This window comes from Pedobacter lusitanus (assembly GCF_040026395.1).
GTDB lineage: Bacteria > Bacteroidota > Bacteroidia > Sphingobacteriales > Sphingobacteriaceae > Pedobacter > Pedobacter lusitanus.
The window spans coordinates 4,753,164-4,773,528 of the sequence record NZ_CP157278.1; the positions used below are offsets into that span (position 1 = coordinate 4,753,164).

Below are 20,365 nucleotides of genomic sequence, written 5' to 3' on the forward strand. Positions count from 1 at the left end.
TTAGAAATGGCAAAAATATTAGTTACAGGAGGAACAGGATTTATTGGTTCTCATACTGCAGTTGAATTGATTAATGCAGGTTACGAAATAATTCTGGTAGACAACTTCTCAAATTCCAACAGAAGAATTCTTACACAACTGGAAACTATTCTTGGTCAGCAACCAGAGTTTGTAGAGCTGGACCTTTGTGATGAAGCTAAAGTGAAAGAATTCGTTGCGCTTCATCCTGAAATTACCGGAGTAATTCATTTTGCAGCCTATAAGGCAGTAGGTGAATCGGTACAGCAGCCACTTAAATATTACAGGAATAACTTTTATTCGTTAATCAACCTGATTAATGCTTTTGACAGTAAAATAGATCTGGTATTTTCATCGTCCTGTACCGTATACGGGCAGCCTGATCATTTACCGGTAACAGAAGACGCGCCTGTTAAGAAAGCAGAATCACCTTACGGAAATACAAAACAGATAGCAGAAGAAATTCTGGCCGAAACCTGTGCAGTTACCCCTGGTTTAAACGTAACGTCACTGCGTTATTTTAATCCGGTTGGTGCTCATGAAACAGCTCTGATTGGTGAATTGCCTATAGGTGTGCCTCAGAATCTGATTCCTTTTATCACACAATCAGCAATTGGTAAACGTGGTCCTATTACAGTTTACGGTGACGATTATAATACACCTGATGGCAGTGCAATCAGAGACTATATACATGTGGTAGATCTTGCCAAAGCACATGTTGCTGCAATTAAGCGTATGGAAAGTGGTAAAGCAGCTACTAATTATGAAGTCTTTAATTTAGGAACAGGCAAAGGCAGTTCTGTACTGGAAATTATCGGCGCTTTTGAAAAATCAACCGGTGTGAAATTAAACTATACAATAGGGGCAAGAAGAGAAGGAGATATTGAACAGGTATGGGGTGATGTAACCAAATCTGCTGCTCAGCTTGGCTGGAAGGCAGAACTGGGGATTGACCAGATGATGTCATCGGCATGGGCATGGGAAAACTACATTAAAGATAACCCCTTTTAAATGTTATTAAAAGATCATAAAGACCTTAAAGCAGCAATAACAGCAATCCCTGATAAAGAAAAGGATAAGTTATTGCTTCGTCTGATCGCAAAAGATAAAGTACTGACAGAGCATCTCCATTTTAAGTTACTGGAAGATAAAGCTGACCTTGAAGAAAGACATCAATTACTGAAACAGGAAATTGACGAATCAGTAGAAATACTGAATCAGATGAGAAAAGCAACTTCTAAAGATGCATTGCTTATACTGAGAAAGCTGAACGGCAGGGTTAATCATCATTATAAAGTGACTAAAGATCCTAATACAGAAGCAGAACTTAGATTGTACTTATTGAAAAGTGTACCTGCAGGTTATAACGAAAGTGTATTATCGCCGCTGGCTAAGTTTAATGAACGTTTGAAAACTTATTTTTTGAGAACAACACTGGCCTTATACAAAAAGTATCAGAAGCTGCATGAAGATTTACAGTATGATCTGAAAGATGAGTTTAATGCAGTCCTGCAAAAGCTGGAACAACAGGACTTAACAAAAGCGGCATCAGAATTGGGGTTGCCCAAAGAAGTTTAAAATACCTACAAAAAAGAAGATAAAAGATAGGAACAATGAAGAAGATTTTAATAACGGGAGGTGCAGGATTTATCGGTTCTCATGTAGTGAGAAGATTCGTTAATAAATATCCTGATTATCAAATCGTAAATCTGGATAAGTTAACATATGCTGGTAATCTTGCCAATTTAACAGATATAGAAGCAAACCCAAATTACAAATTTGTAAAGGCAGATATTACTGATGCAGAAGAAATCAATGCATTGTTCAAGCAGGAAAATTTTGATGCTGTAATCCACCTGGCAGCAGAGTCACATGTTGACAGATCTATTACAGATCCTACAGCATTTGTAATGACAAACGTAATTGGTACAGTTAACCTGCTTAATGCAGCAAGAGAATTCTGGAAAGGTGACTATCAGACTAAACGTTTTTATCATGTATCAACGGATGAAGTTTATGGCGCTTTAGGTGATACGGGTATGTTTACTGAAAGTACCAGTTATGATCCACATAGTCCTTATTCTGCTTCCAAAGCATCGTCAGATCATTTTGTAAGAGCTTATCATGATACTTATGGTATTGATATTGTAATCTCAAACTGTTCTAATAATTACGGATCTCATCACTTCCCTGAAAAGCTGATTCCACTGGCTATTAACAATATCAAAAATAGCCTCCCGGTACCGGTTTATGGCAAAGGAGAGAATATCCGTGACTGGTTATGGGTAGAAGATCATGCACGTGCTATTGATGTTATTTTTCATGAAGCTAAAACAGGAGAAACCTATAATATAGGTGGACACAATGAGTGGAAAAATATTGATCTGATCCATTTACTATGTAAAATCATGGATAAGAAATTAGGCCGCGGAGAAGGTGAGTCTGCTAAACTGATCACTTTTGTAACTGACCGTGCCGGACATGATTTGCGTTATGCAATTGATTCCACGAAGTTGCAGGAAAAACTGAACTGGGTGCCTAGTCTGCAGTTTGAAGAAGGGTTGGAGAAGACAGTAGAGTGGTATCTTGAGAATGAAGAATGGTTGAATAACGTTACTTCAGGAAACTATCAAAAGTACTATCAAACTCAGTATAACAGATAGTCCCGGAGCATAAGATATAAAAGTCTGTTATCCAATTCTGATGCGGAATTCCTCCTGGAAGGCCGTGAATGTCAGGATTGAGTAACAGACTTTTTGCGTAGCGGGATTGCTCTTTAATTATTCGTAACGCAATGCTTCTACCGGATCAAGTTTTGAGGCTTTCTTGGCGGGATAATAACCAGAAGCCACCCCAACCAGAACACACAGTGCAAATCCACCAAGGATGAATAGCCACGGTATAATAAATGAACCACCCATCATGAGTGAAATTGCATTTCCAAGCATTACACCAAACAGAATACCCATAGCACCTCCCATCAGACATATCATGACAGCTTCAATCAGAAACTGTTTTCTGATAACCGAAGGATTTGCGCCGATAGCCTTCCTGATCCCAATCTCACGGGTACGCTCAGTTACTGAAACCAGCATGATGTTCATCAGACCTATAGAAGCACCGATCAGGGTAATTACCCCAATGGCTACCCCACCGATTGCAATCATCGCAAGATCTTTAAACAAAGTCTGAGCAAGGGCATCACTTTTGGTTATTTCAAAGTCATTAGGCTCTTTGATTTTTATTTTACGTACATTCCTGAACTCGGCAGTTGCCTCCCCAATGACATTCTCCATCTGCTCCGGTTTAGTAACCATAATACTGATAGTATAAGAGGGGTTAGGAGATGCATTAATGACCTTTGCTTTATATAGCGGGATGAAGATAGCCCTGTCGGCACTGAATCCCATACTGGAACCCTTTGGAGCCAGTACACCAACTACTTTTAAACGGGTTCCACCTGCGGTAATAAATTTATCAACAGGAGACTCTTTTTTGAATAGGGAAGTACCAATCTCACTACCAATAATACAGACATTTGGTCCTTGTTCTGCCTCTTCAGCAGTGAAATTACGTCCGCTGGCAATATCTACCCCCTGAGACTTCAGTCCATTTTCGTCAATACCCCGGATATTGATATTCGGATTTGTTTTTTCCTGATTGTATTTTGCTGTAGCTCCACCAGAGGCAATTACGCTGATGGTGATTACAGCCGGAACATCCAGTTGTTTTTTTAAGGTAATTGCATCATCGTAGCGTATAGCTTTGGATGCTTTAGCCTGTTGACCGGGGCCACCAAAATTAATACCAGAACCTCTGTTCCTGATGGTAAAAGCATTTGCCCCCATATTGGAAAATGCATCCGTCATACTTGTTTTTACCGCATCCAGAGTAGTCAGAATCCCTACCAGCGCTGATAAACCAATGGCGATAATTAATGCAGTAAGCATAGTACGCAGACGGTTACTTTGTATAGATTGCAGGGCGAGCCTTATATTTTCTGTATAGGTCATTTCTTCTTGAGCTGATTTGGATGGGTTAAAAATAAAAAGTCCCGCTGTTAGGACAACGGGACTTTTAAAATGTTACAGGAAATTTTTTTTATTTATACTGAAAAACTGGTTCCACAACCACAGGTACTTTCTGCATTTGGATTACTAAAAGTAAAACCTCTTGAGTTTAATCCATCCTGCCAGTCTACCTGCATGCCCAGTAAATACATCTGGTGTGCTTTATTCATGAAAATTTTCATTCCACTAATGATAAATTCCTGATCTCCATCTTTTTTCTGGTCAAAGCCCAGCAAATAGCTCATGCCTGAACATCCGCCACCTTCAACACCAACGCGTAAACCAAAATCTTCAGCAATTTCCTGCTGATCTTTTAATTTCAAAAGTTCTTTTAAAGCCGTTTCAGTAAAAGAAACCGGTGCAAATGCTGTATCAACTGTACTCATGATATTTCTAATTTGGAATAACAAATATATCCTTATGGCGCACAAACATGTGGCTTTGGCTATCCAATAGCCGGATTGTCTGAGCAAAGATAATAACAAATGGTTTATAATGTATAAGATAAAAAGTGCAGGACAGTCAATTTGAGGTAAAGAATTAAAATGTCTCTTTATTTTTTGGCTGAGATTCAAATGGCCCGGAACAGATCAGGAATAAATTTTTGAAATTTCTAGAAATAAAAATACATTTTTGCTGAAGACAAATAGAAACAATGAACATACAATATTTTTTTACCCTCGTGGCCGTTCTGGCAGCAGGAGGGATCATCACTGTATTTTTTACCTGGTATCTGATTAGAAATGATCTTCAGAAATATTTCAGCATAAAATCTTTTGAGTCCGGAAAAGAAGAACGAAGTCAGTTACTTCCACTTCGTTTACAGGCACATGAACGTATGATAGTTTTTGTGGAAAGACTTAATCCTGCTAATCTTTTTATCCGCCTGCATCAGCAGGGAATCTCTGCCAGAGAGCTGCAATCAGTCATTCTGAATGAAATCAGATCAGAATATCAGCATAATGTGAGCCAGCAATTGTATGTATCAGCAGCAAGCTGGACAGTTATGCGTAAATTAAAAGAAGATACTATTGCCATGCTTAATAATGCTGTAGCAGGCCTGCCTGCCGATGCAAGTGGCGTAGAGCTGAGCAGAAAGGTTCTGGAGCATATGGCAGGAATTGCCGATAACCCATATGAGCTTACACTTCAGCTGATTCAAAAAGATATTCATCAGTTATTTTAATATGGAAGATAAAAAATTCGTTACCAGTTCAGGAATAGAAATCAAGGCAACTTATACCCTTGCTAAGCCAATGACTGAAATACCAGGTGAGTTTCCCTATACAAGAGGTATTCAGAAAGATATGTATCGTGGCAGATTGTGGACTATGCGTCAATACGCAGGTTTTAGCACCGCCGAAGAGTCAAATAAACGTTATCACTATCTTTTACAGCAAGGGACAATGGGTTTGTCTGTTGCGTTTGATCTGCCTACCCAGATCGGTTATGATTCTGATCATGAAATGGCTGAAGGTGAGGTTGGAAAAGTGGGGGTTGCCATTGATTCCCTGAAAGATATGGAAACTTTGTTTGATGGTATTGAACTGGAAAAAATAACTACTTCCATGACGATCAATGCCACTGCGTCTATTTTACTGGCGATGTATATTGCGCTGGCTAAAAAGCAGGGAGCAGATATCAGACAAATATCGGGAACTATACAGAATGATATCTTAAAAGAATACGCAGCCAGGGGCACTTATATTTACCCGCCTAAATCCTCAATGCGGATCATTACAGATATTTTTGAGTACTGCAGTAAAGAGGTTCCGAAATGGAATACGATCTCCATTTCAGGTTATCATATTCGTGAGGCCGGCTCTACAGCCGTGCAGGAACTGGCTTTTACGCTGGCCAATGGAAAAGCCTATTTGAATGCTGCTCTGGAAAAGGGACTCGATATCAATATTTTTGCTAAACGTCTTTCTTTCTTTTTCAATTGTCATAACAACTTTTTTGAGGAGATAGCAAAATTTCGTGCTGCCAGAAGAATGTGGGCTAATATTACCAAATCTTTGGGCGCGACAGATGAGAAGGCGCAAATGTTGCGTTTTCACACCCAAACGGGCGGCTCTACGCTCACGGCACAGCAACCGATGAATAATATCATCAGAGTGACTAATCAAGCCATGGCGGCCGTCCTTGGAGGTACGCAGTCTTTACATACCAATGGTTATGACGAAGCATTGTCTTTGCCTACTGAGGCAGCAGCAAAAATTGCTTTGCGTACACAGCAGGTTATTGCGTTTGAGAGTGGAGTGACAGAGACAGTAGATCCGCTGGCAGGTTCTTTCTTTGTGGAAAACCTGACTAACGAAATTGAAGCTGCTGCGCAGTTGTATATCGATAAGATTGATGCCATGGGCGGATCAGTAAATGCGATTGAAAATGGCTATATTCAGAATGAAATTGCGGATGCAGCTTATGCTTATCAGGTAGAGGTAGAAGAAGCAACCAGGGTAATTGTCGGGGTGAATAAATTTACACAGGAAAAAGAAGGTATTACCGATACGTTAAGGATAGATGAATCGATAAGAACGATACAGACTGATAAATTAAACCAGTTGAAAAAAGAGCGGGACAATGCGGCGGTAACAGCTGCACTGGTTAACCTGAAAAAGGCAGCTGAATCTACTGAAAACCTCATGCCGTTCATCCTGACAGCAGTGGAGTCCTATGCTACTTTAGGAGAAATTGCAGACGTGATGCGTAGTGTTTTTGGTGAGTATTAAATGTAATGTTAAAAAATAGTTATCCACATAAAAAATTTAGGTTAACTATGGTATTACTCTGCTGATTAGGTACTTACTAAATAAATGAAATTTTAGTTTTTTTTGTTGATAATTTTTTGAATCTTCGATCTCTCGGATCAGCAGTTTCTATAGGCTGATTTCGTTGGGTAAAATCATTAATATATTAAGGGCACTATGGAAAAAACTTGTACCGAAGTATGGAAAAACTGTCTTCAAATTATTAAGGACAATATCCCGAGCCAGAGTTTTAAAACCTGGTTCGAACCGATCTCTGCCCTTAAGCTGGATGGCAAAGTTTTAACTATTCAGGTACCCAGTTTATTTTTCTATGAATGGTTGGAGGAACACTATGTCGGCCTGCTGCGTAAGACTGTTAAAAAGCAGCTTGGAGACGATGGCAGGCTGGAGTACAACATTGTTGTGGACAAGTCTTCGAACAGTGGTTCTCCCTATACGACCAATATGCCTTCCAACGGTAACGGTGCAGAAGCTAAACTGCAATCCATGCCCATCCCTGTTTCTATCAACAAGGACATTAAAAACCCATTTATCATACCAGGTCTGAAAAAGCTGAATGTAGATCCTCAGTTAAATTCAAATTATACCTTTGAGAACTATATTGAGGGTGATTGTAACCGTCTTGCACGGTCGGCCGGTTATGCTGTTGCAGCAAAACCAGGGGGAACTTCCTTTAATCCCTTAATGATTTATGGCGGTGTAGGTTTGGGTAAAACCCATCTGGGACAGGCTATAGGAAATGAAATTAAAAGGACGATGCCGGATAAACTGGTTATTTATGTGTCCTGTGAGAAGTTCTGCCAGCAATTTGTAGACTCTCTGAAAAATAATACGATCAATGACTTTGTGAATTTCTATCAGGCAATGGACGTTATCATCATGGATGATGTGCATAATTTTGCCGGAAAAGAAAAAACGCAGGATATCTTCTTTCATATTTTCAATCATCTGCATCAGTCAGGTAAACAGGTTATTCTGACCTCTGATAAAGCGCCCAAAGATCTTGCCGGACTGGAAGAAAGATTACTAAGCAGGTTCAAATGGGGGCTTTCAGCAGATCTGCAGATTCCTGATCTGGAAACCAGGATTGCTATCCTGAGAAAGAAAATGTACGCAGATGGAATTGAACTTCCGCTGGAAGTTGTTGAATATGTTGCTAATAACATTGATAATAATGTCAGAGAGCTGGAAGGAGCGATGGTATCACTGCTTGCTCAATCTACTTTGAATAAAAAAGATATTGATCTTTCTCTGGCCAAACAGATGCTGAAGAACTTTATCAAAAACACCACCAAAGAGATTTCAATGGAGTACATACAAAAACTGGTATGTGAATACTTTGAAGTTCCTGTGGATATGGTGAAATCCTCTACCCGTAAAAGAGAAATTGTACAGGCAAGACAGATTTCTATGTATCTTTCTAAAAGCCATACCAAATCTTCGCTGAAAACGATAGGTGCTTTCTTTGGAGGCAGAGATCACTCTACTGTAATCTATGCCTGTCAGACCGTTGAAGATTTGATTGACACCGATAAAAAATTTAAGGGTTATGTCCATGACATACAGAAAAAACTCAAGATGAGTTAATCATTTCTGATAACCTATTCATTAATAGATTACTATAAATTATTTCGTAATTTCTGTAATAGAGAAGTTACGTCCTGTCCGGTGATTTCCGTCTTTGAAGACTAAATTCTCAATTCCTTAACATTAAATTCAGAAATCGGCTTCTTGTCCCATAAAACAAGATGATAAATCATTTTATCATATTCCAAAGCCAACAATTCCGTAATACCTTCAGGATATTTTCGTGCAGCAATAATCTAAAAAAAGCTCATGGAAAAAAAACTACTCAATTTTTTACGAATGCTTCTTACAATGGCATTTGTCAGTCTTACTGCTGTACAGTTATTTGCACAGCAGGTGCAGATTAAAGGAACTGTCACAGACGAGACCAAAGCACCGGTTCCGGGTGTCAGTATTAAAGTCAAAGGAACAGCCCTGGGAACTGTCAGTTCAACTAATGGAACTTTCTCGATCAGTGTACCAAAAGGTAAAACAATATCAGTTACTTCTATCGGTTACCTGACACAGGAAATTGTTGCCGGCGGAGAAACCGTACTCAATATAGAACTGAAAAACGATTCCAGGCAATTGACTGAAGTGGTAGTTACTGCACTTGGTATTAAAAAAGATGTCAGAAAAATCGGTTATGCTACACAGGAAATTAAGGGAAGCGAACTGGTTAAAGCCAGAGAGCCCAATGCAATCAATTCCTTAACCGGAAAAATTGCAGGATTAACAGTTGGGGGGAATGCAGAATTGCTTGGTCGTCCGCAATTGGTTTTAAGAGGAAGTACGGACCTGCTGTTTGTTGTAGATGGTGTACCGGTAAACTCTGATACCTGGAATATCAGTGCAGATGATATAGAAACCTATACCGTATTAAAAGGCCCGAATGCTGCAGCTTTATATGGTTTCAGAGGACAAAATGGTGCAATATTGGTGACTACCAAAAAGGGAACCAAAGATAACCGTGGTTTCAGTGTTGAACTGAACAGCAGTACTATGTTTGAAAAAGGGTTTACAGCTGTTCCAAAAGCTCAGACACAATACGGTTATGGTAACGACTATAAATATGCTTATGGAAATGACCTTTATGATCTGGACGGAAGTTACAGACGTACCAATGTCTGGGGACCTAAATTTGATGGACAAGGTGTAGCTCAGTATGACAGTCCGATAGATCCGGTAACGGGAATCAGAACTAAAACACCATGGCTTGCCAAAGGCGCCAAAAATTTCGAGAACTTCATGGAAATGGGTTTACTGAGTACCAATAACGTATCAGTAAGTGCATCAGGTGATAAATATGATATGCGTACTTCAGTAAGTCATACTTATCAGAAAGGAATGGCTCCGAATACCAAACTGAATATTGATAACCTGAATATTTACGGGGGATATAATTTCAGTCCTAAATGGAGAATGGATGCCAGTCTGAATTTAAATTCTCAGTATACACCAAACATTCCTGATGTGTCTTACGGGCCTAACAGTTATGTTTATCAGTTTAAAGTATACGGTTCTTCAAGCTGGGATATTAATGATGTCAAAGATTATTTCGGCGGGCCACGCGGGCGGCCGGGTCTGGTACAGAATTTCGTAGAATATGGCAGACATAACAATCCATATTTTACAGCTAATGAATGGTTGCACAGCCATAAAAAGACAGATATCAATGGTTATGCGAAATTAAGCTATAAGGTTAATGATAACCTGAATTTCAGTTTGCGTTCGCAAATCACAACCTGGAATCAGTTGCGTACAGAAAAAGTTCCACCATCAACTAACTTAAATCAATATGTAAACGATTACTATTTCAATAAGGTTAATGGTGTATATAATATCTGGTATGGTGACTACAGGGAAGATCAGCGTAATTTAATTGAACATAATCACGATTTCCTGGCTAACTATAACAAGAAATTCAGTGATTATTTCAGCCTTTCCGGTTCTGCGGGTGCTAACCTGAGAACTTTCGAATATAATTCTACCTGGGCAACTACTTATGCGCTTACCTTACCCGGTGTATATACGCTTGCCAATTCTCAGGGACCTGTTAAATCTTACAACTTTGGTTCAAAAATGCAGGTTTCCAGTGGTTATTATACCTTTGACTTTGGCATTAAGAACTGGTTAAACATTAATACTACCGGTCGTGTGGATAAACTTTCCACTTTACCTAAAGGCAATGATGTCTTTTTCTATCCATCAGTATCTTTGAGTTCTGTAATTAGTGATTATACTAAATTACCTGAATTTATATCTTTCTTAAAAGTAAGAGGATCTTTTGCCGATGTAAGAGGAGCTTTAACCAGCCCGACTATAGGAACAGCTTATAATGCACTAACAGGAAGTACTGTAGGTACTTTATTAGGTGGTGGTACTTATGGTGGTTATGGAACAGAGTTATACAGTTCTTATGACGGACCTAACTATGATAACCAGAACACATATAATGTTAACACTTATTATAACAATACACCTTCAGTTGATTTCTCGAAGAATATTGCCAACAGCAAGATTAAACCTTTTGATGTAAAATCATATGAAGCAGGTACAGAAATCAGATTCCTGAAAAACAGACTGGGTCTTGATTTTACTTATTTTACCTCAGTTAATGGTCCTTTGGTATTTCAATTACCGGTTGCCCCATCCACAGGATATGCTACCGAAAGTGTGAATGCGATAACCTCAAAGAAAAAAGGATGGGAACTTTCCATAACAGGCACACCAGTTAAAGCGCAAAGCGGCTTCACCTGGGATGTGATGGCTAACCTTTCTACCTATAAAGAAACACTGAGTAAAATTTATGACGGCGTAGATGGCTGGGCAATAAATAACCATAACTATAAAGTAGGAGAGCGTCTGGACGGAATTTACGGCCGTGCATATGTAAGATCTCCGGATGGACAGATCATCCATGATGCAAGTGGGTTACCGCTGGCACAGCAGGCAGGTGTAAACAATAACCAGTTATTAGGTTATGCAAATCCTGATTTTGTATTTGGTTTTAACAACAGATTCAGTTATAAAAACTTCAGCTTCAGTTTCCAGTTTGACGGACGTATCGGAGGTAAAATATTTGACTATGCCTATGCTCAGATGTTAAATGCAGGTACTGCAGCAGATCTGGTTGAAGGACAATATGGTGATGCCCGTTTAAAAGAATGGCAGAGTACTAATGGCGGAACAGTCAATGCAACTGGTGCAATGGTTGGAAGCGGGGTGGTCATTGCTTCAGGCACACCACACTATACCAATGGTAAAATTGATAATTACGATCAGCTGACTTTTGCGCCGAATACTAAAGCAGTAACGCTGAGAAATTATGTGCAGAATGGAGTTTATGGACTATTTGATGAACCATTTATGATCAGCCGTTCTTATGTAAAACTACGTGAAGTTGTCATTGGTTATAATTTACCTAAAAAGTTCCTGGGTAAATCATTTATCAGATCGGCAAGTATCTCTTTGATTGGCAGGAACCTGCTTTATTTTGCAAAACGTAAAGACATAGACCTTGATCAGTATGCTTCAGGATTTAATCTGTCAAGTAAATCCAATGGTGGTAAACAAAGCGATCTGCAAAGTTCAACGGCACGCCGTTATGGTTTCAATATCAGCATAGGCTTCTAATCCCCAATTAATCTTAAAACAAATGAAATTAAATATCATAAAATTAACCAGTCTGATTGCCATAGCAGTAACACTGGGCAGTTGCCAGAAGGGCGATTTACTCTCTAACCCGAATGTAGCTAACGAAAATTCAAATGTGCCGGTATCTCTTTTACTGAATCACCTGACCTGGAGCATGTACCGTGGTGGCGGTGTAGTAGAAAAAGCTTCCAATGCTGTGGGTGAGGAGCCATTTGGCCAGCTGAGTAAATGGAATCAGTATACAGTTTCTACTAATGCATACTACCGGGCAACCAATGCTTATGCTTTCAGTAATACAGCTACAGCTTATGATCTGGTCAGATATGTCAATCAGATGGAGAGCCAGGCGCAGACCCAATTGGGAACCCCGAATAGCGTTTACAGTGCTTTAGGTAAATTTTTCAGAGCTTATAGTTTTATCTGGCTCAGTCAGCGGGTAGGGGATATTCCGGCAGGTGAAGCTGGTGATTCAAAAAATCTGACACCAAAATTTGAAGCACAGAAAGATGTCTATAAAAGAAGTCTTCAGTTACTGGATGAGGCCAATTCAATTATCACTATTGCTATCAAGCCAGCAGTCTCAGTAGATAACTCCAATACTGTAGTTGGTGGTGATATTTTTGGATTAACTTATCTGCAGTGGCAGAAAGTAATCAACAGTTACCGCATAAGAATACTGATCAGTCTGAGTAAACGTGCTGATGATAATGCCGATCTGAATATCAGACAGCAGTTTGCCGATATCTTAAACAATCCGGTTAAATATCCTTTGCAAACCGGAAATGCTGATAATTTATCTTTCAAGTATAATGCGACCGTAAATAAGTTTATCTATAACCCTGATGAAACTTATAACGTATTTGAGAATATGGGTAAAACCTATCTTGATCTGACTACTGCGAATCAGGATCCGCGTACTTTTATTACTTCGACTCCGGCACCGGCCGAAATTAAATCTGGTAAAACCGTTAGCGATTTCAGTGCCTATGTTGGTGCAAGTACAGCACTTACACAAAGTTCACTTTCTGCAAATGATGCCAAAGGAATGTATTCCTATGTAAACTATAAACGTTATTTCACAACTTTTACAGGACCTGAGCCAGCAGTTATGATTGGTTATCCGGAATTGTGTTTTAACATTGCAGAAGCAATTAACAGAGGCTGGGTAAGTGGTTCTGCTGCTACCTGGTATCAGAACGGAATAAAAGCTTCTATTAGTTTCTATGGATTAAATGAAGGACAGAGTTATGATATCGGTGACGTTAAGGGTGTAACCTTAGGTACAGTAACTATTAAAATCAGTAATTTCCTGAATCACCCCAATGTCGTTTATAAGGGAGATAACGCTGACGGATTAAAACAGATTCTGGAGCAGAAATATGTTGCCTTTTTTGAGAACTCAGCCTGGGAGGCCTTTTATAACTGGCGTCGTACCGGAATTCCGGTGTTTGCCAATAACGGTCCTGGTATTAATCCTTCAGGTATTATACCGGTACGCTGGCAATATCCGCTGGATGAGCAGAATAATAATACTGCAAATTACAAAGCAGCAGTTGGCTCACAATACGGAGGCAGCGATGATGTGAATCAGAAAATGTGGTTACTTAAATAAACAGACAGATGAAAGCAATAATCGTTTTATTCTTTTCCGCAATTGTAAGTTTGCAGGCTGCGGGAGCAACAGTAAATGATACGACCAGGCTGGTGCCTTTGCAGGGAGCGGCTAATTTCAGAGACCTTGGTGGTTATATGACCAGTGAAGGTACGCATGTAAAATGGGGTAAAGTATATCGCTCTGCAGAGATCAGTAAACTGACTGATGCTGATCTTAAATTACTGGCTCAAAAACATATTAAGGCTGTAGTTGATTTTAGAAGCGATGAAGAAGTAGCAAAGGCCAAAGACCGTTTACCAGCCAATGCTTCTTATTTACAGCTGCCAGCCGGTAGTGAAAGCCTGGCTGGAATTATGGCCGTACTGCCTAAGCTGAGTTCAGGAGATTCGTTAATGATCTCATTTTATAGTCAGACAGCTCATTTAAAAGATAAGTATAAACCATTTTTCCAGGAGCTGTTAAAAATGCCGGATAGTGATGCTTTACTTTTTCATTGTACTGCCGGAAAAGACCGTACAGGAATAGGGGCTGCATTGTTTCTGCATGTTTTGGGAGTGCCGGATGAAACCGTTCTGGAGGATTATCTCGCTACTAACGAATATCGTAAAGCAGAGAATGAAAAGATGGTTAAAATGATGATGCAAATGAATATTAAAGAGCAGGTTGCACGTGATATGGCTGCGGTTAAACCAGAATACCTGATTGCTACCGTAAAAGCAATTTATCAGCAATACGGAAGTTTAGATCAGTTTGTAACTGAAGAGCTGGGTCTGAAAACTGAAGATATCGCTCTGTTAAGGAAAAAGTATACGAATTAACAAACACAAGAGCTCATGTCTCTAATCAGTATAAAAAACGGGCTGTCCTTATCAAAAGGCAGCCCGTTTTTTATGCAGATTATAATTCTTTATTTAATTGCCTCAATTTTCATCAGCCCGTAAAACAGCGCTGCAGCATGTAAAGACTGCTCAATTTTATTTTCGGCCAGGAGTTGTTTTACTTCTTCTATCGTATAGATTTCGACATTTAAGATCTCATGTTCATCAAGATCCTGTTCCTGTGTCTGAATACCGCCAGTCAATAAGTAGGTAAAAGTCCTGTTGTCTGAAGTAGCAGGATTTGGATACAATGTGGCAATCAGCTCACAGCTTTCAAAAGAATAGCCGGTTTCTTCCAGTAATTCTCTTTGTACACCTTCCTTTGGATCTTCATCAGGTTCGATCACACCACCAGGTATTTCCAGTGAAATGATATCTGCTGCATGGCGGTACTGACGTACCAGAATCAGTTTGTTATCTTTTGTTAGTGCAATCGCATTAGCCCAGTCCGGGTATTCCAGTACGAAATAATCATCTTTTACTGTGCCGTTTTGTAATTTGCAGGTATCTACGCGCAACGTTGCCCATTTTTCCTTAACCAGGTATCTGGAGGAAAGCTTTTCCCATTTTAAAATTTCCATTCGTGTTATTTTAGCCGTTCTGTTTCAGATAGTCTTTAACTGTTTGCTGACGGCTTAGATTATTCATGTTTACCACATGGTGTTTGACTTCCAGTGTCTGATAAGTGAGCTGCAGTTTCTCTGCAACAGACTTATTCTCCTGAGTTTGTTCAGCAGGACTGAATTTGATATATAATACCTGTGAGAGTATTTCAAGCTTTTCCGGCGGAAAATTTTTCTCCGTCAGAAAAGCTATAAAATCAGTATCATCGCAGGCTACCAGATCAGAAAAAAGAATTCCGAAATCCGTTTCCAGCATTTCATTCAATTCATTATCTGCTTCTTCCAGTTTGCCCTCATGTTTTAACCCCAGGATTCTTGTCAGTGCCTGCGCAAGTTTTTGAATTTCGGCAGTTATTAAATCTCTTTTATACATGTTTTACCCGCTTTTTACCAGCTTCCGCTGCTACCACCACCACCAAAACTACCTCCGCCGAAGCCTCCGAATCCACCTCCGCCACTGCTGCCGCCTCCGCCGCCCCAGCCACCGCCAGAACTTCTTCCGCTGCCAAACAGTGCACCCCAGAATAAGGCTTCGCCTACACCACGACCGCCTATTACCTGACCGCCATTACCACCGCCACCACCTTTTCTGATGATAATGATAATAACTACGATAATGATAATAATAACGAAAGCACTGGAACCACCACTACCTTTTCTGGATGCGGCCCTTGGATTATCATTTTTATATTCTCCTTTGGTGTATTTGATGATGGCTGTTGTACCGGCATCAAGTCCTCCATAATAATTACCTGCTTTAAACTCGGGTTTAATCTCGTTTTCAATAATTCTTTTGGTAATAATATCCGGTAAGACGCCTTCTACACCGTATCCGGTTTGCATGGCAATTTTGCGGTCACCTAAAGCAACAACGATCATTACACCATTGCTGTTTTTCTTTCCTCCAACACCCCAGCTTCTGCCCAGGCCAAGGGTATATTCATTAATGTCGTATTCACCTACACTTTTCACAATCGCTATAGCGATCTGTGTAGAGGTAGAATCATCAAATGCGACTAGTTTGTCTTCAAGTTGTTGTTTCTGAGCTTCAGAAAGCGTGCCCGTATAATCATTGACAAGCGTATTTGGCTTAGCAGGATACTCCTGTGCAAATGCAGCTGTATAAAATACTGTAAGTAATAGGGCTACTATAATTTTTTTCATTCGAATCGGCTAGTTAGATTGCTTTTGATCCATAAAAATGATATCATTCGGTAATTCATTAATATCACCGCTCTGATATGGAAAATGCACGGCAAGTTTTTCACCTACCAGTCCGATACCGGCGATAAGACCATTTGCGATGTTTCCACCAGCAAAATGTGCCTGCATTGCAATCTGTGTAGTTTCCCAGAAGTCTTCAGGTACTAATTTGTGAATACCCCTGTCACCTATAATGGCAAATTTATGGTCGATATGGGCCAGATAGATCAGTACGCCATTCTTTTGTGACGTTTTATCCATACCCAGTTTAGCGAAATAAGCCGTGGCTCTGTCAAAAGCTTCACCTTTACAATGTTTTTCTACAGCAATTCTAATTTCGCCTGATGTAAGTTTTTCAGCTTCACCAATGGCATTGGTAATCAGGTCTTGTTCTTGTTCTGTCAGAAATGGCATAATGATAAGAATTAAACAGATAAGGGTAATGAGTGTCTTACAAATAAAAACACCCAATACCCTTAAATATTATAAACGTGGACTAAAATTCTACTTTAGGCGTATTTTGTGCTCCCGCATCTGCCTTAAAACCAGCTCTTTGTTTGAAGCCAAACATGCCAGCTGTTAAATTGTTAGGAAACGATCTTACTTTAACATTATAAGACTGAACAGCATCATTGAAATCCTTGCGGGCTACTGCAATTCTGTTCTCTGTACCTTCCAGCTGTACGGAAAGATCACTGAATTGTTGTGTTGCTTTGAGTTCAGGATAGTTTTCTGTAAGCACCATTAATTTACCAAGCGCCTGTCCGATCTGACCTTGTGCAGCCTGGAATTTCTCTAATTTTTCAGGAGTTAAGTCATCTGCGCTAACTTTCACCTGACTTGCCTGAGCACGTGCTTCAATTACAGCAGTTAACGTACCTTGTTCGAATTTAGCAGCGCCTTTAACTGTGCTTACTAAATTAGGGATTAAATCAGAACGTCTCTGGTACTGGGTCTCTACCTGATTCCACTTGGTTTTTACATCCTCATCCAGTTTAACCATGGTATTATATCCACAACTGCTAAATGTAGTGGTGATGAACAGGGCAGCGATAACTCCTAATATTGCTTTTTTCATTTTTATCATGTTTTGGTTTCTATGTGTTAATTTACACATTAGAACTCAATTTCCGTACCTTTGTTACATTTAAGAAGAAAAACCTGACAACTTGTATGTAAATGGACAAGTAAACCGATAATTCTGTACCTTTGCCGCCATTCAGGATAAATACCTGACATAATGTATGCAGAAAGAGATAGAAATTACCATTGCCCCCGAAGAATCAGGACAGGATGAACCCATCCTTAAAAAGCTTTCAGCAGGCTTAGAAAAGTAGAATAATTACAAGATTATACATTTGTTTGGGATCAAAAAAGGTTTTTTAAAACACTTTTGATGCTTTTTTTTATTGTGCGTATCTATCTCATATTCTTTTAGTTATGTTGGTTTGTTCTTCATGGGTTAATTTAAGTTGTTAGATTAATCAACTTTATTTATGCTGATATTGAAATTTTTCAGATTAGTGTGAGACGTTTTTATCTTGTTTGAGAGATTTGAATATACTGTATAATAGTCCGTCCTGCTGCATCACCGATAAATAAACTGCCTTGAGTGCAGCCTGATCGTCTGGGGACAAGTTTTTGGACTTGGTGAATTTTCTTATTCCACTGTTCAGGCTTTCAATAACATTGGTGGTATAAATGATTTTACGGATTTCAATAGGAAAGTCAAAATAGTTTGTTAACCTGATCCTTTATATACAATATGGTTGACCCAGCCTACTTTTTAACTTTACACAAAATGCAAGACACTACCCAAAAAACTGTGTAAATGGGATTTGAGTTTTTATGTCAAATCTAACGGATATTATCTGATGTTTAAAATGTGGATTAAATATGGGATTAAATAGACCACATTAGTTTTCAATTTTAATTCATTAGTATCCCCCTTTGATTTGTATAATCTATTTTCTAAAGGAATGTGCGCTTCTTTTATATTATTAAATGGCAATGTAGAATATAACGCATAAGCAGCATTTACTGCCCCATGCATATCAATCAGTAGACTACCGTCTTCTTTTTTATATTTCTTCTTTGCTGTGTCAGAAATATTGACAATTAAGACTGGTATAATCAATCTCAATTTTTTTCTGCTCCCCAGTAAACTACCATAGTTTAAGGAACGGAGTCTTGTGTAAGTAGGGAATAATTTATAGGCTAAACTGTCGTTAACATTAATTTTTGTCACAGTAGTTTTTCCGTTGTTATTTTTAACGATATCAATACTGAAATTAATTGCGTATAGGGCTATACTGTCCTTGAGTTCCGTAGTTTTGATACTTCGATTGAAGATAGAATCTACTACCTTCAAATAAGATTCTTTTTGTTTGTTCTTATTAAGACTTTGAGCGATTGAAAACAGGGGAGTTATGTAAGCTAAAGTAGCAGAAATGATAAATATTTTAGTGAATAATTTCATAATTGAATATTTATGATGTTTTTAGTCTGAAATTATAATGTAAAGTGTTTTACTCTTGTTAAGGACATTTTGTTCCTTTATATCCGGTTTTTCTGGTGTCTCTTTCCTGATCATTAATATCAGAATAGCTTTGATTCAACTGAACAATCCCTCCTTGAGCTAATGCAATTGCTCTATCTTCTCCAAAGTTGGGGTTAAAGGATAATATGGCATCTTTAAGGCCTCTTATATATTTATCATAACCCATAGGCCAATGACCTTCATTTTGGACAGCAATTAATCGACCTCCATTAACATCAACACCAAGAAATTGCTTATTAAATTCATCATCCCCTAGATCTTTCTTCTTTTGTGCAAAGTATGCGTGCAAACCTTCGTGATATAATGTAACTAAAATATATTCTTTAGTTGAATTTTCTAATATATCTGGATTTATACCTACTACATAATTAGTCCTGGCAGCTGAGACTAACTCTCCATCTGTCGCAGTTCCTTTCAAGGAAGGCCTTGGCTCGAATGTCAAATTGACATCCTGATTTTGGGAAAACGTACTAATTAACATTCCTTCAATACTATTCTTTAGCTGTGGTAATTTATTTCCCAAATCTTGAGCACATGGGTAACCTTTAAAATCTATGCTAATATCTGTAGAAGTTGATGGAGGTTCTACATAACCTTCATCTGTACCATTTGGGTCAGGGCGATCTATTGTAGGATCCGGTCTTCCTCCATTCTCTGGGCCCCAAGGGCCTATTCCACCACCACCTGGGCAAACATATCTACCCGGTCTTTCTGTACAGGTTTGACCGCCACCCGCTCCAACACAAGCAAAGCCTCCGCTTATATATACGCAATCACCATCTCCTAAACCATTTACCACTGTTCTGTTTTCCGATGTTTTATTAGCATAAGGCCCCGATTGTATAGCTAACTTTCTGTATTGACCACCTTTGTATTGAAATACCTTTTTAATGTTACCGTACCAGTCTTCAACAATGACTAAACCGGAAAATTTTCTTTCTTTTGAAGTGTTATTCACGTAATCCTTATCAGGCATTGTGGTTACCTTTTCGACCTCAAATTTATCCTCTTTGTTTTTATATAAGAATAGATATATCAGTTCATCAAAAGAATAACTTCTGGTTGTACCTTCAATTTTATATTTTAATTTACTATCGAATTTTAATGGAACACGAACACCAAGCCCTTTTTTGCGGGCATATTCCCAAAGTGAGCTTGGGATCTCATCTGAATTTGTAGTTTTGGAATCGCTGGAAGTTATTTTACCATCTGCATTTTTTAATACTGAATTATAGAAGTAGTCTTTTGCTTCCTGGATATTAATTTCATTTGTCCCAATATATTTTTTGCTATTTAAAATATCCTTTTTACAAGCAGCAAAAAATAGGATGAGGCAACCCATTGTAATAAGTACAGAATAATTGTTTTAGGTATTGTTTTTTTCATAAAAAGTGATTTTTA

General features: G+C 38.8%; 18 protein-coding genes and 1 pseudogene. 9 read left to right on the forward strand and 10 right to left on the reverse strand.

The window, feature by feature from the left end; genetic code table 11:
- The first annotated feature begins 6 nt into the window (after positions 1-6).
- The 3 genes from galE to rfbB are packed head-to-tail and all read left to right on the forward strand — an operon-like array spanning position 7 to position 2,681.
- Positions 7-1,029, forward strand: a complete 1,023-nt coding sequence (gene galE, locus PL_RS20330; RefSeq protein ID WP_041882445.1) for a UDP-glucose 4-epimerase GalE — start codon at positions 7-9, stop codon at positions 1,027-1,029.
- Entirely contained in the window at positions 1,030-1,596 is a 567-nt protein-coding gene (locus PL_RS20335) for a hypothetical protein (RefSeq protein ID WP_052496299.1), read from the forward strand.
- A 35-nt stretch (positions 1,597-1,631) separates the two neighbouring features.
- Complete coding sequence (gene rfbB / locus PL_RS20340; RefSeq protein ID WP_041882446.1) at positions 1,632-2,681, forward strand: dTDP-glucose 4,6-dehydratase; 1,050 nt, start codon at positions 1,632-1,634, stop codon at positions 2,679-2,681.
- A gap of 117 nt (positions 2,682-2,798) precedes the next feature.
- On the opposite strand, the gene PL_RS20345 is transcribed toward rfbB, so the two are convergent.
- Complete coding sequence (locus PL_RS20345) at positions 2,799-4,031, reverse strand: ABC transporter permease (protein WP_041882447.1); 1,233 nt, start codon at positions 4,029-4,031, stop codon at positions 2,799-2,801.
- Between the two features lie 92 nt (positions 4,032-4,123).
- A complete protein-coding gene (locus PL_RS20350) occupies positions 4,124-4,474 on the reverse strand; it encodes a HesB/IscA family protein (RefSeq protein ID WP_041882448.1) in 351 nt (116 codons plus the stop codon).
- 269 nt (positions 4,475-4,743) lie between these two features.
- Between PL_RS20350 and PL_RS20355 the strand changes: the two genes are divergently transcribed.
- The 6 genes from PL_RS20355 to PL_RS20380 all read left to right on the forward strand — a co-directional run bounded on the left by PL_RS20355 (position 4,744) and on the right by PL_RS20380 (position 14,518).
- Entirely contained in the window at positions 4,744-5,274 is a 531-nt protein-coding gene (locus PL_RS20355) for a hypothetical protein (RefSeq protein ID WP_041882450.1), read from the forward strand.
- A 1-nt stretch (position 5,275) separates the two neighbouring features.
- Positions 5,276-6,823 carry an acyl-CoA mutase large subunit family protein gene (locus tag PL_RS20360; RefSeq protein ID WP_041882451.1) on the forward strand — a complete coding sequence of 516 codons (1,548 nt, stop codon included), beginning with the start codon at positions 5,276-5,278 and terminating at the stop codon, positions 6,821-6,823.
- Between the two features lie 195 nt (positions 6,824-7,018).
- Positions 7,019-8,449, forward strand: a complete 1,431-nt coding sequence (gene dnaA, locus PL_RS20365) for a chromosomal replication initiator protein DnaA (protein WP_041882452.1) — start codon at positions 7,019-7,021, stop codon at positions 8,447-8,449.
- Positions 8,450-8,698: 249 nt separating this feature from the next.
- Positions 8,699-12,064, forward strand: a complete 3,366-nt coding sequence (locus PL_RS20370; RefSeq protein ID WP_041882454.1) for a SusC/RagA family TonB-linked outer membrane protein — start codon at positions 8,699-8,701, stop codon at positions 12,062-12,064.
- A gap of 22 nt (positions 12,065-12,086) precedes the next feature.
- Complete coding sequence (locus tag PL_RS20375) at positions 12,087-13,697, forward strand: SusD/RagB family nutrient-binding outer membrane lipoprotein (RefSeq protein ID WP_041882455.1); 1,611 nt, start codon at positions 12,087-12,089, stop codon at positions 13,695-13,697.
- Positions 13,698-13,705: 8 nt separating this feature from the next.
- Positions 13,706-14,518, forward strand: a complete 813-nt coding sequence (locus PL_RS20380) for a tyrosine-protein phosphatase (protein WP_052496301.1) — start codon at positions 13,706-13,708, stop codon at positions 14,516-14,518.
- A gap of 89 nt (positions 14,519-14,607) precedes the next feature.
- Here PL_RS20380 and PL_RS20385 read toward each other — a convergent pair whose 3' ends face one another.
- The 8 genes and pseudogenes from PL_RS20385 to PL_RS20420 all read right to left on the reverse strand — a co-directional run bounded on the left by PL_RS20385 (position 14,608) and on the right by PL_RS20420 (position 20,306).
- On the reverse strand, positions 14,608-15,159 hold the full coding sequence (locus tag PL_RS20385; RefSeq protein ID WP_200890738.1) for an NUDIX hydrolase: 552 nt from the start codon (positions 15,157-15,159) through the stop codon (positions 14,608-14,610).
- A gap of 10 nt (positions 15,160-15,169) precedes the next feature.
- The gene (locus PL_RS20390) at positions 15,170-15,574 is read right to left on the reverse strand and encodes a hypothetical protein (protein WP_041882456.1); all 405 of its coding nucleotides are present in this window, start codon (positions 15,572-15,574) and stop codon (positions 15,170-15,172) included.
- 14 nt (positions 15,575-15,588) lie between these two features.
- Positions 15,589-16,365, reverse strand: a complete 777-nt coding sequence (locus tag PL_RS20395; protein ID WP_041882458.1) for a TPM domain-containing protein — start codon at positions 16,363-16,365, stop codon at positions 15,589-15,591.
- Positions 16,366-16,374: 9 nt separating this feature from the next.
- Positions 16,375-16,818: a TPM domain-containing protein gene (locus PL_RS20400; protein ID WP_041882459.1), complete on the reverse strand. Its 444-nt coding sequence runs from the start codon at positions 16,816-16,818 to the stop codon at positions 16,375-16,377.
- Positions 16,819-16,900: 82 nt separating this feature from the next.
- A complete protein-coding gene (locus PL_RS20405; RefSeq protein WP_041882485.1) occupies positions 16,901-17,482 on the reverse strand; it encodes a LemA family protein in 582 nt (193 codons plus the stop codon).
- Positions 17,483-17,990: 508 nt separating this feature from the next.
- Positions 17,991-18,149 (reverse strand): annotated as a pseudogene (locus PL_RS20410) (transposase); the annotation flags it as partial.
- Between the two features lie 122 nt (positions 18,150-18,271).
- On the reverse strand, positions 18,272-18,883 hold the full coding sequence (locus tag PL_RS20415; RefSeq protein WP_041882460.1) for a hypothetical protein: 612 nt from the start codon (positions 18,881-18,883) through the stop codon (positions 18,272-18,274).
- 58 nt (positions 18,884-18,941) lie between these two features.
- A complete protein-coding gene (locus PL_RS20420; protein WP_041882462.1) occupies positions 18,942-20,306 on the reverse strand; it encodes a hypothetical protein in 1,365 nt (454 codons plus the stop codon).
- Positions 20,307-20,365 lie beyond the last annotated feature (59 nt).

What these genes read in the sequence shown, in the direction of transcription:
- dnaA (WP_041882452.1), top strand. Translation starts at nt 7,019, where the DNA reads ATGGAAAAAACTTGTACCGAAGTATGGAAAAACTGTCTTCAAATTATT.
- PL_RS20380 (WP_052496301.1), top strand. Translation starts at nt 13,706, where the DNA reads ATGAAAGCAATAATCGTTTTATTCTTTTCCGCAATTGTAAGTTTGCAG.
- PL_RS20350 (WP_041882448.1), bottom strand. Translation starts at nt 4,474, where the DNA reads ATGAGTACAGTTGATACAGCATTTGCACCGGTTTCTTTTACTGAAACG.
- PL_RS20360 (WP_041882451.1), top strand. Translation starts at nt 5,276, where the DNA reads ATGGAAGATAAAAAATTCGTTACCAGTTCAGGAATAGAAATCAAGGCA.
- PL_RS20370 (WP_041882454.1), top strand. Translation starts at nt 8,699, where the DNA reads ATGGAAAAAAAACTACTCAATTTTTTACGAATGCTTCTTACAATGGCA.
- PL_RS20420 (WP_041882462.1), bottom strand. Translation starts at nt 20,306, where the DNA reads ATGGGTTGCCTCATCCTATTTTTTGCTGCTTGTAAAAAGGATATTTTA.
- PL_RS20385 (WP_200890738.1), bottom strand. Translation starts at nt 15,159, where the DNA reads ATGGAAATTTTAAAATGGGAAAAGCTTTCCTCCAGATACCTGGTTAAG.
- PL_RS20375 (WP_041882455.1), top strand. Translation starts at nt 12,087, where the DNA reads ATGAAATTAAATATCATAAAATTAACCAGTCTGATTGCCATAGCAGTA.
- PL_RS20355 (WP_041882450.1), top strand. Translation starts at nt 4,744, where the DNA reads ATGAACATACAATATTTTTTTACCCTCGTGGCCGTTCTGGCAGCAGGA.
- rfbB (WP_041882446.1), top strand. Translation starts at nt 1,632, where the DNA reads ATGAAGAAGATTTTAATAACGGGAGGTGCAGGATTTATCGGTTCTCAT.
- PL_RS20395 (WP_041882458.1), bottom strand. Translation starts at nt 16,365, where the DNA reads ATGAAAAAAATTATAGTAGCCCTATTACTTACAGTATTTTATACAGCT.
- galE (WP_041882445.1), top strand. Translation starts at nt 7, where the DNA reads ATGGCAAAAATATTAGTTACAGGAGGAACAGGATTTATTGGTTCTCAT.
- PL_RS20405 (WP_041882485.1), bottom strand. Translation starts at nt 17,482, where the DNA reads ATGAAAAAAGCAATATTAGGAGTTATCGCTGCCCTGTTCATCACCACT.
- PL_RS20415 (WP_041882460.1), bottom strand. Translation starts at nt 18,883, where the DNA reads ATGAAATTATTCACTAAAATATTTATCATTTCTGCTACTTTAGCTTAC.
- PL_RS20400 (WP_041882459.1), bottom strand. Translation starts at nt 16,818, where the DNA reads ATGCCATTTCTGACAGAACAAGAACAAGACCTGATTACCAATGCCATT.
- PL_RS20345 (WP_041882447.1), bottom strand. Translation starts at nt 4,031, where the DNA reads ATGACCTATACAGAAAATATAAGGCTCGCCCTGCAATCTATACAAAGT.
- PL_RS20390 (WP_041882456.1), bottom strand. Translation starts at nt 15,574, where the DNA reads ATGTATAAAAGAGATTTAATAACTGCCGAAATTCAAAAACTTGCGCAG.
- PL_RS20335 (WP_052496299.1), top strand. Translation starts at nt 1,030, where the DNA reads ATGTTATTAAAAGATCATAAAGACCTTAAAGCAGCAATAACAGCAATC.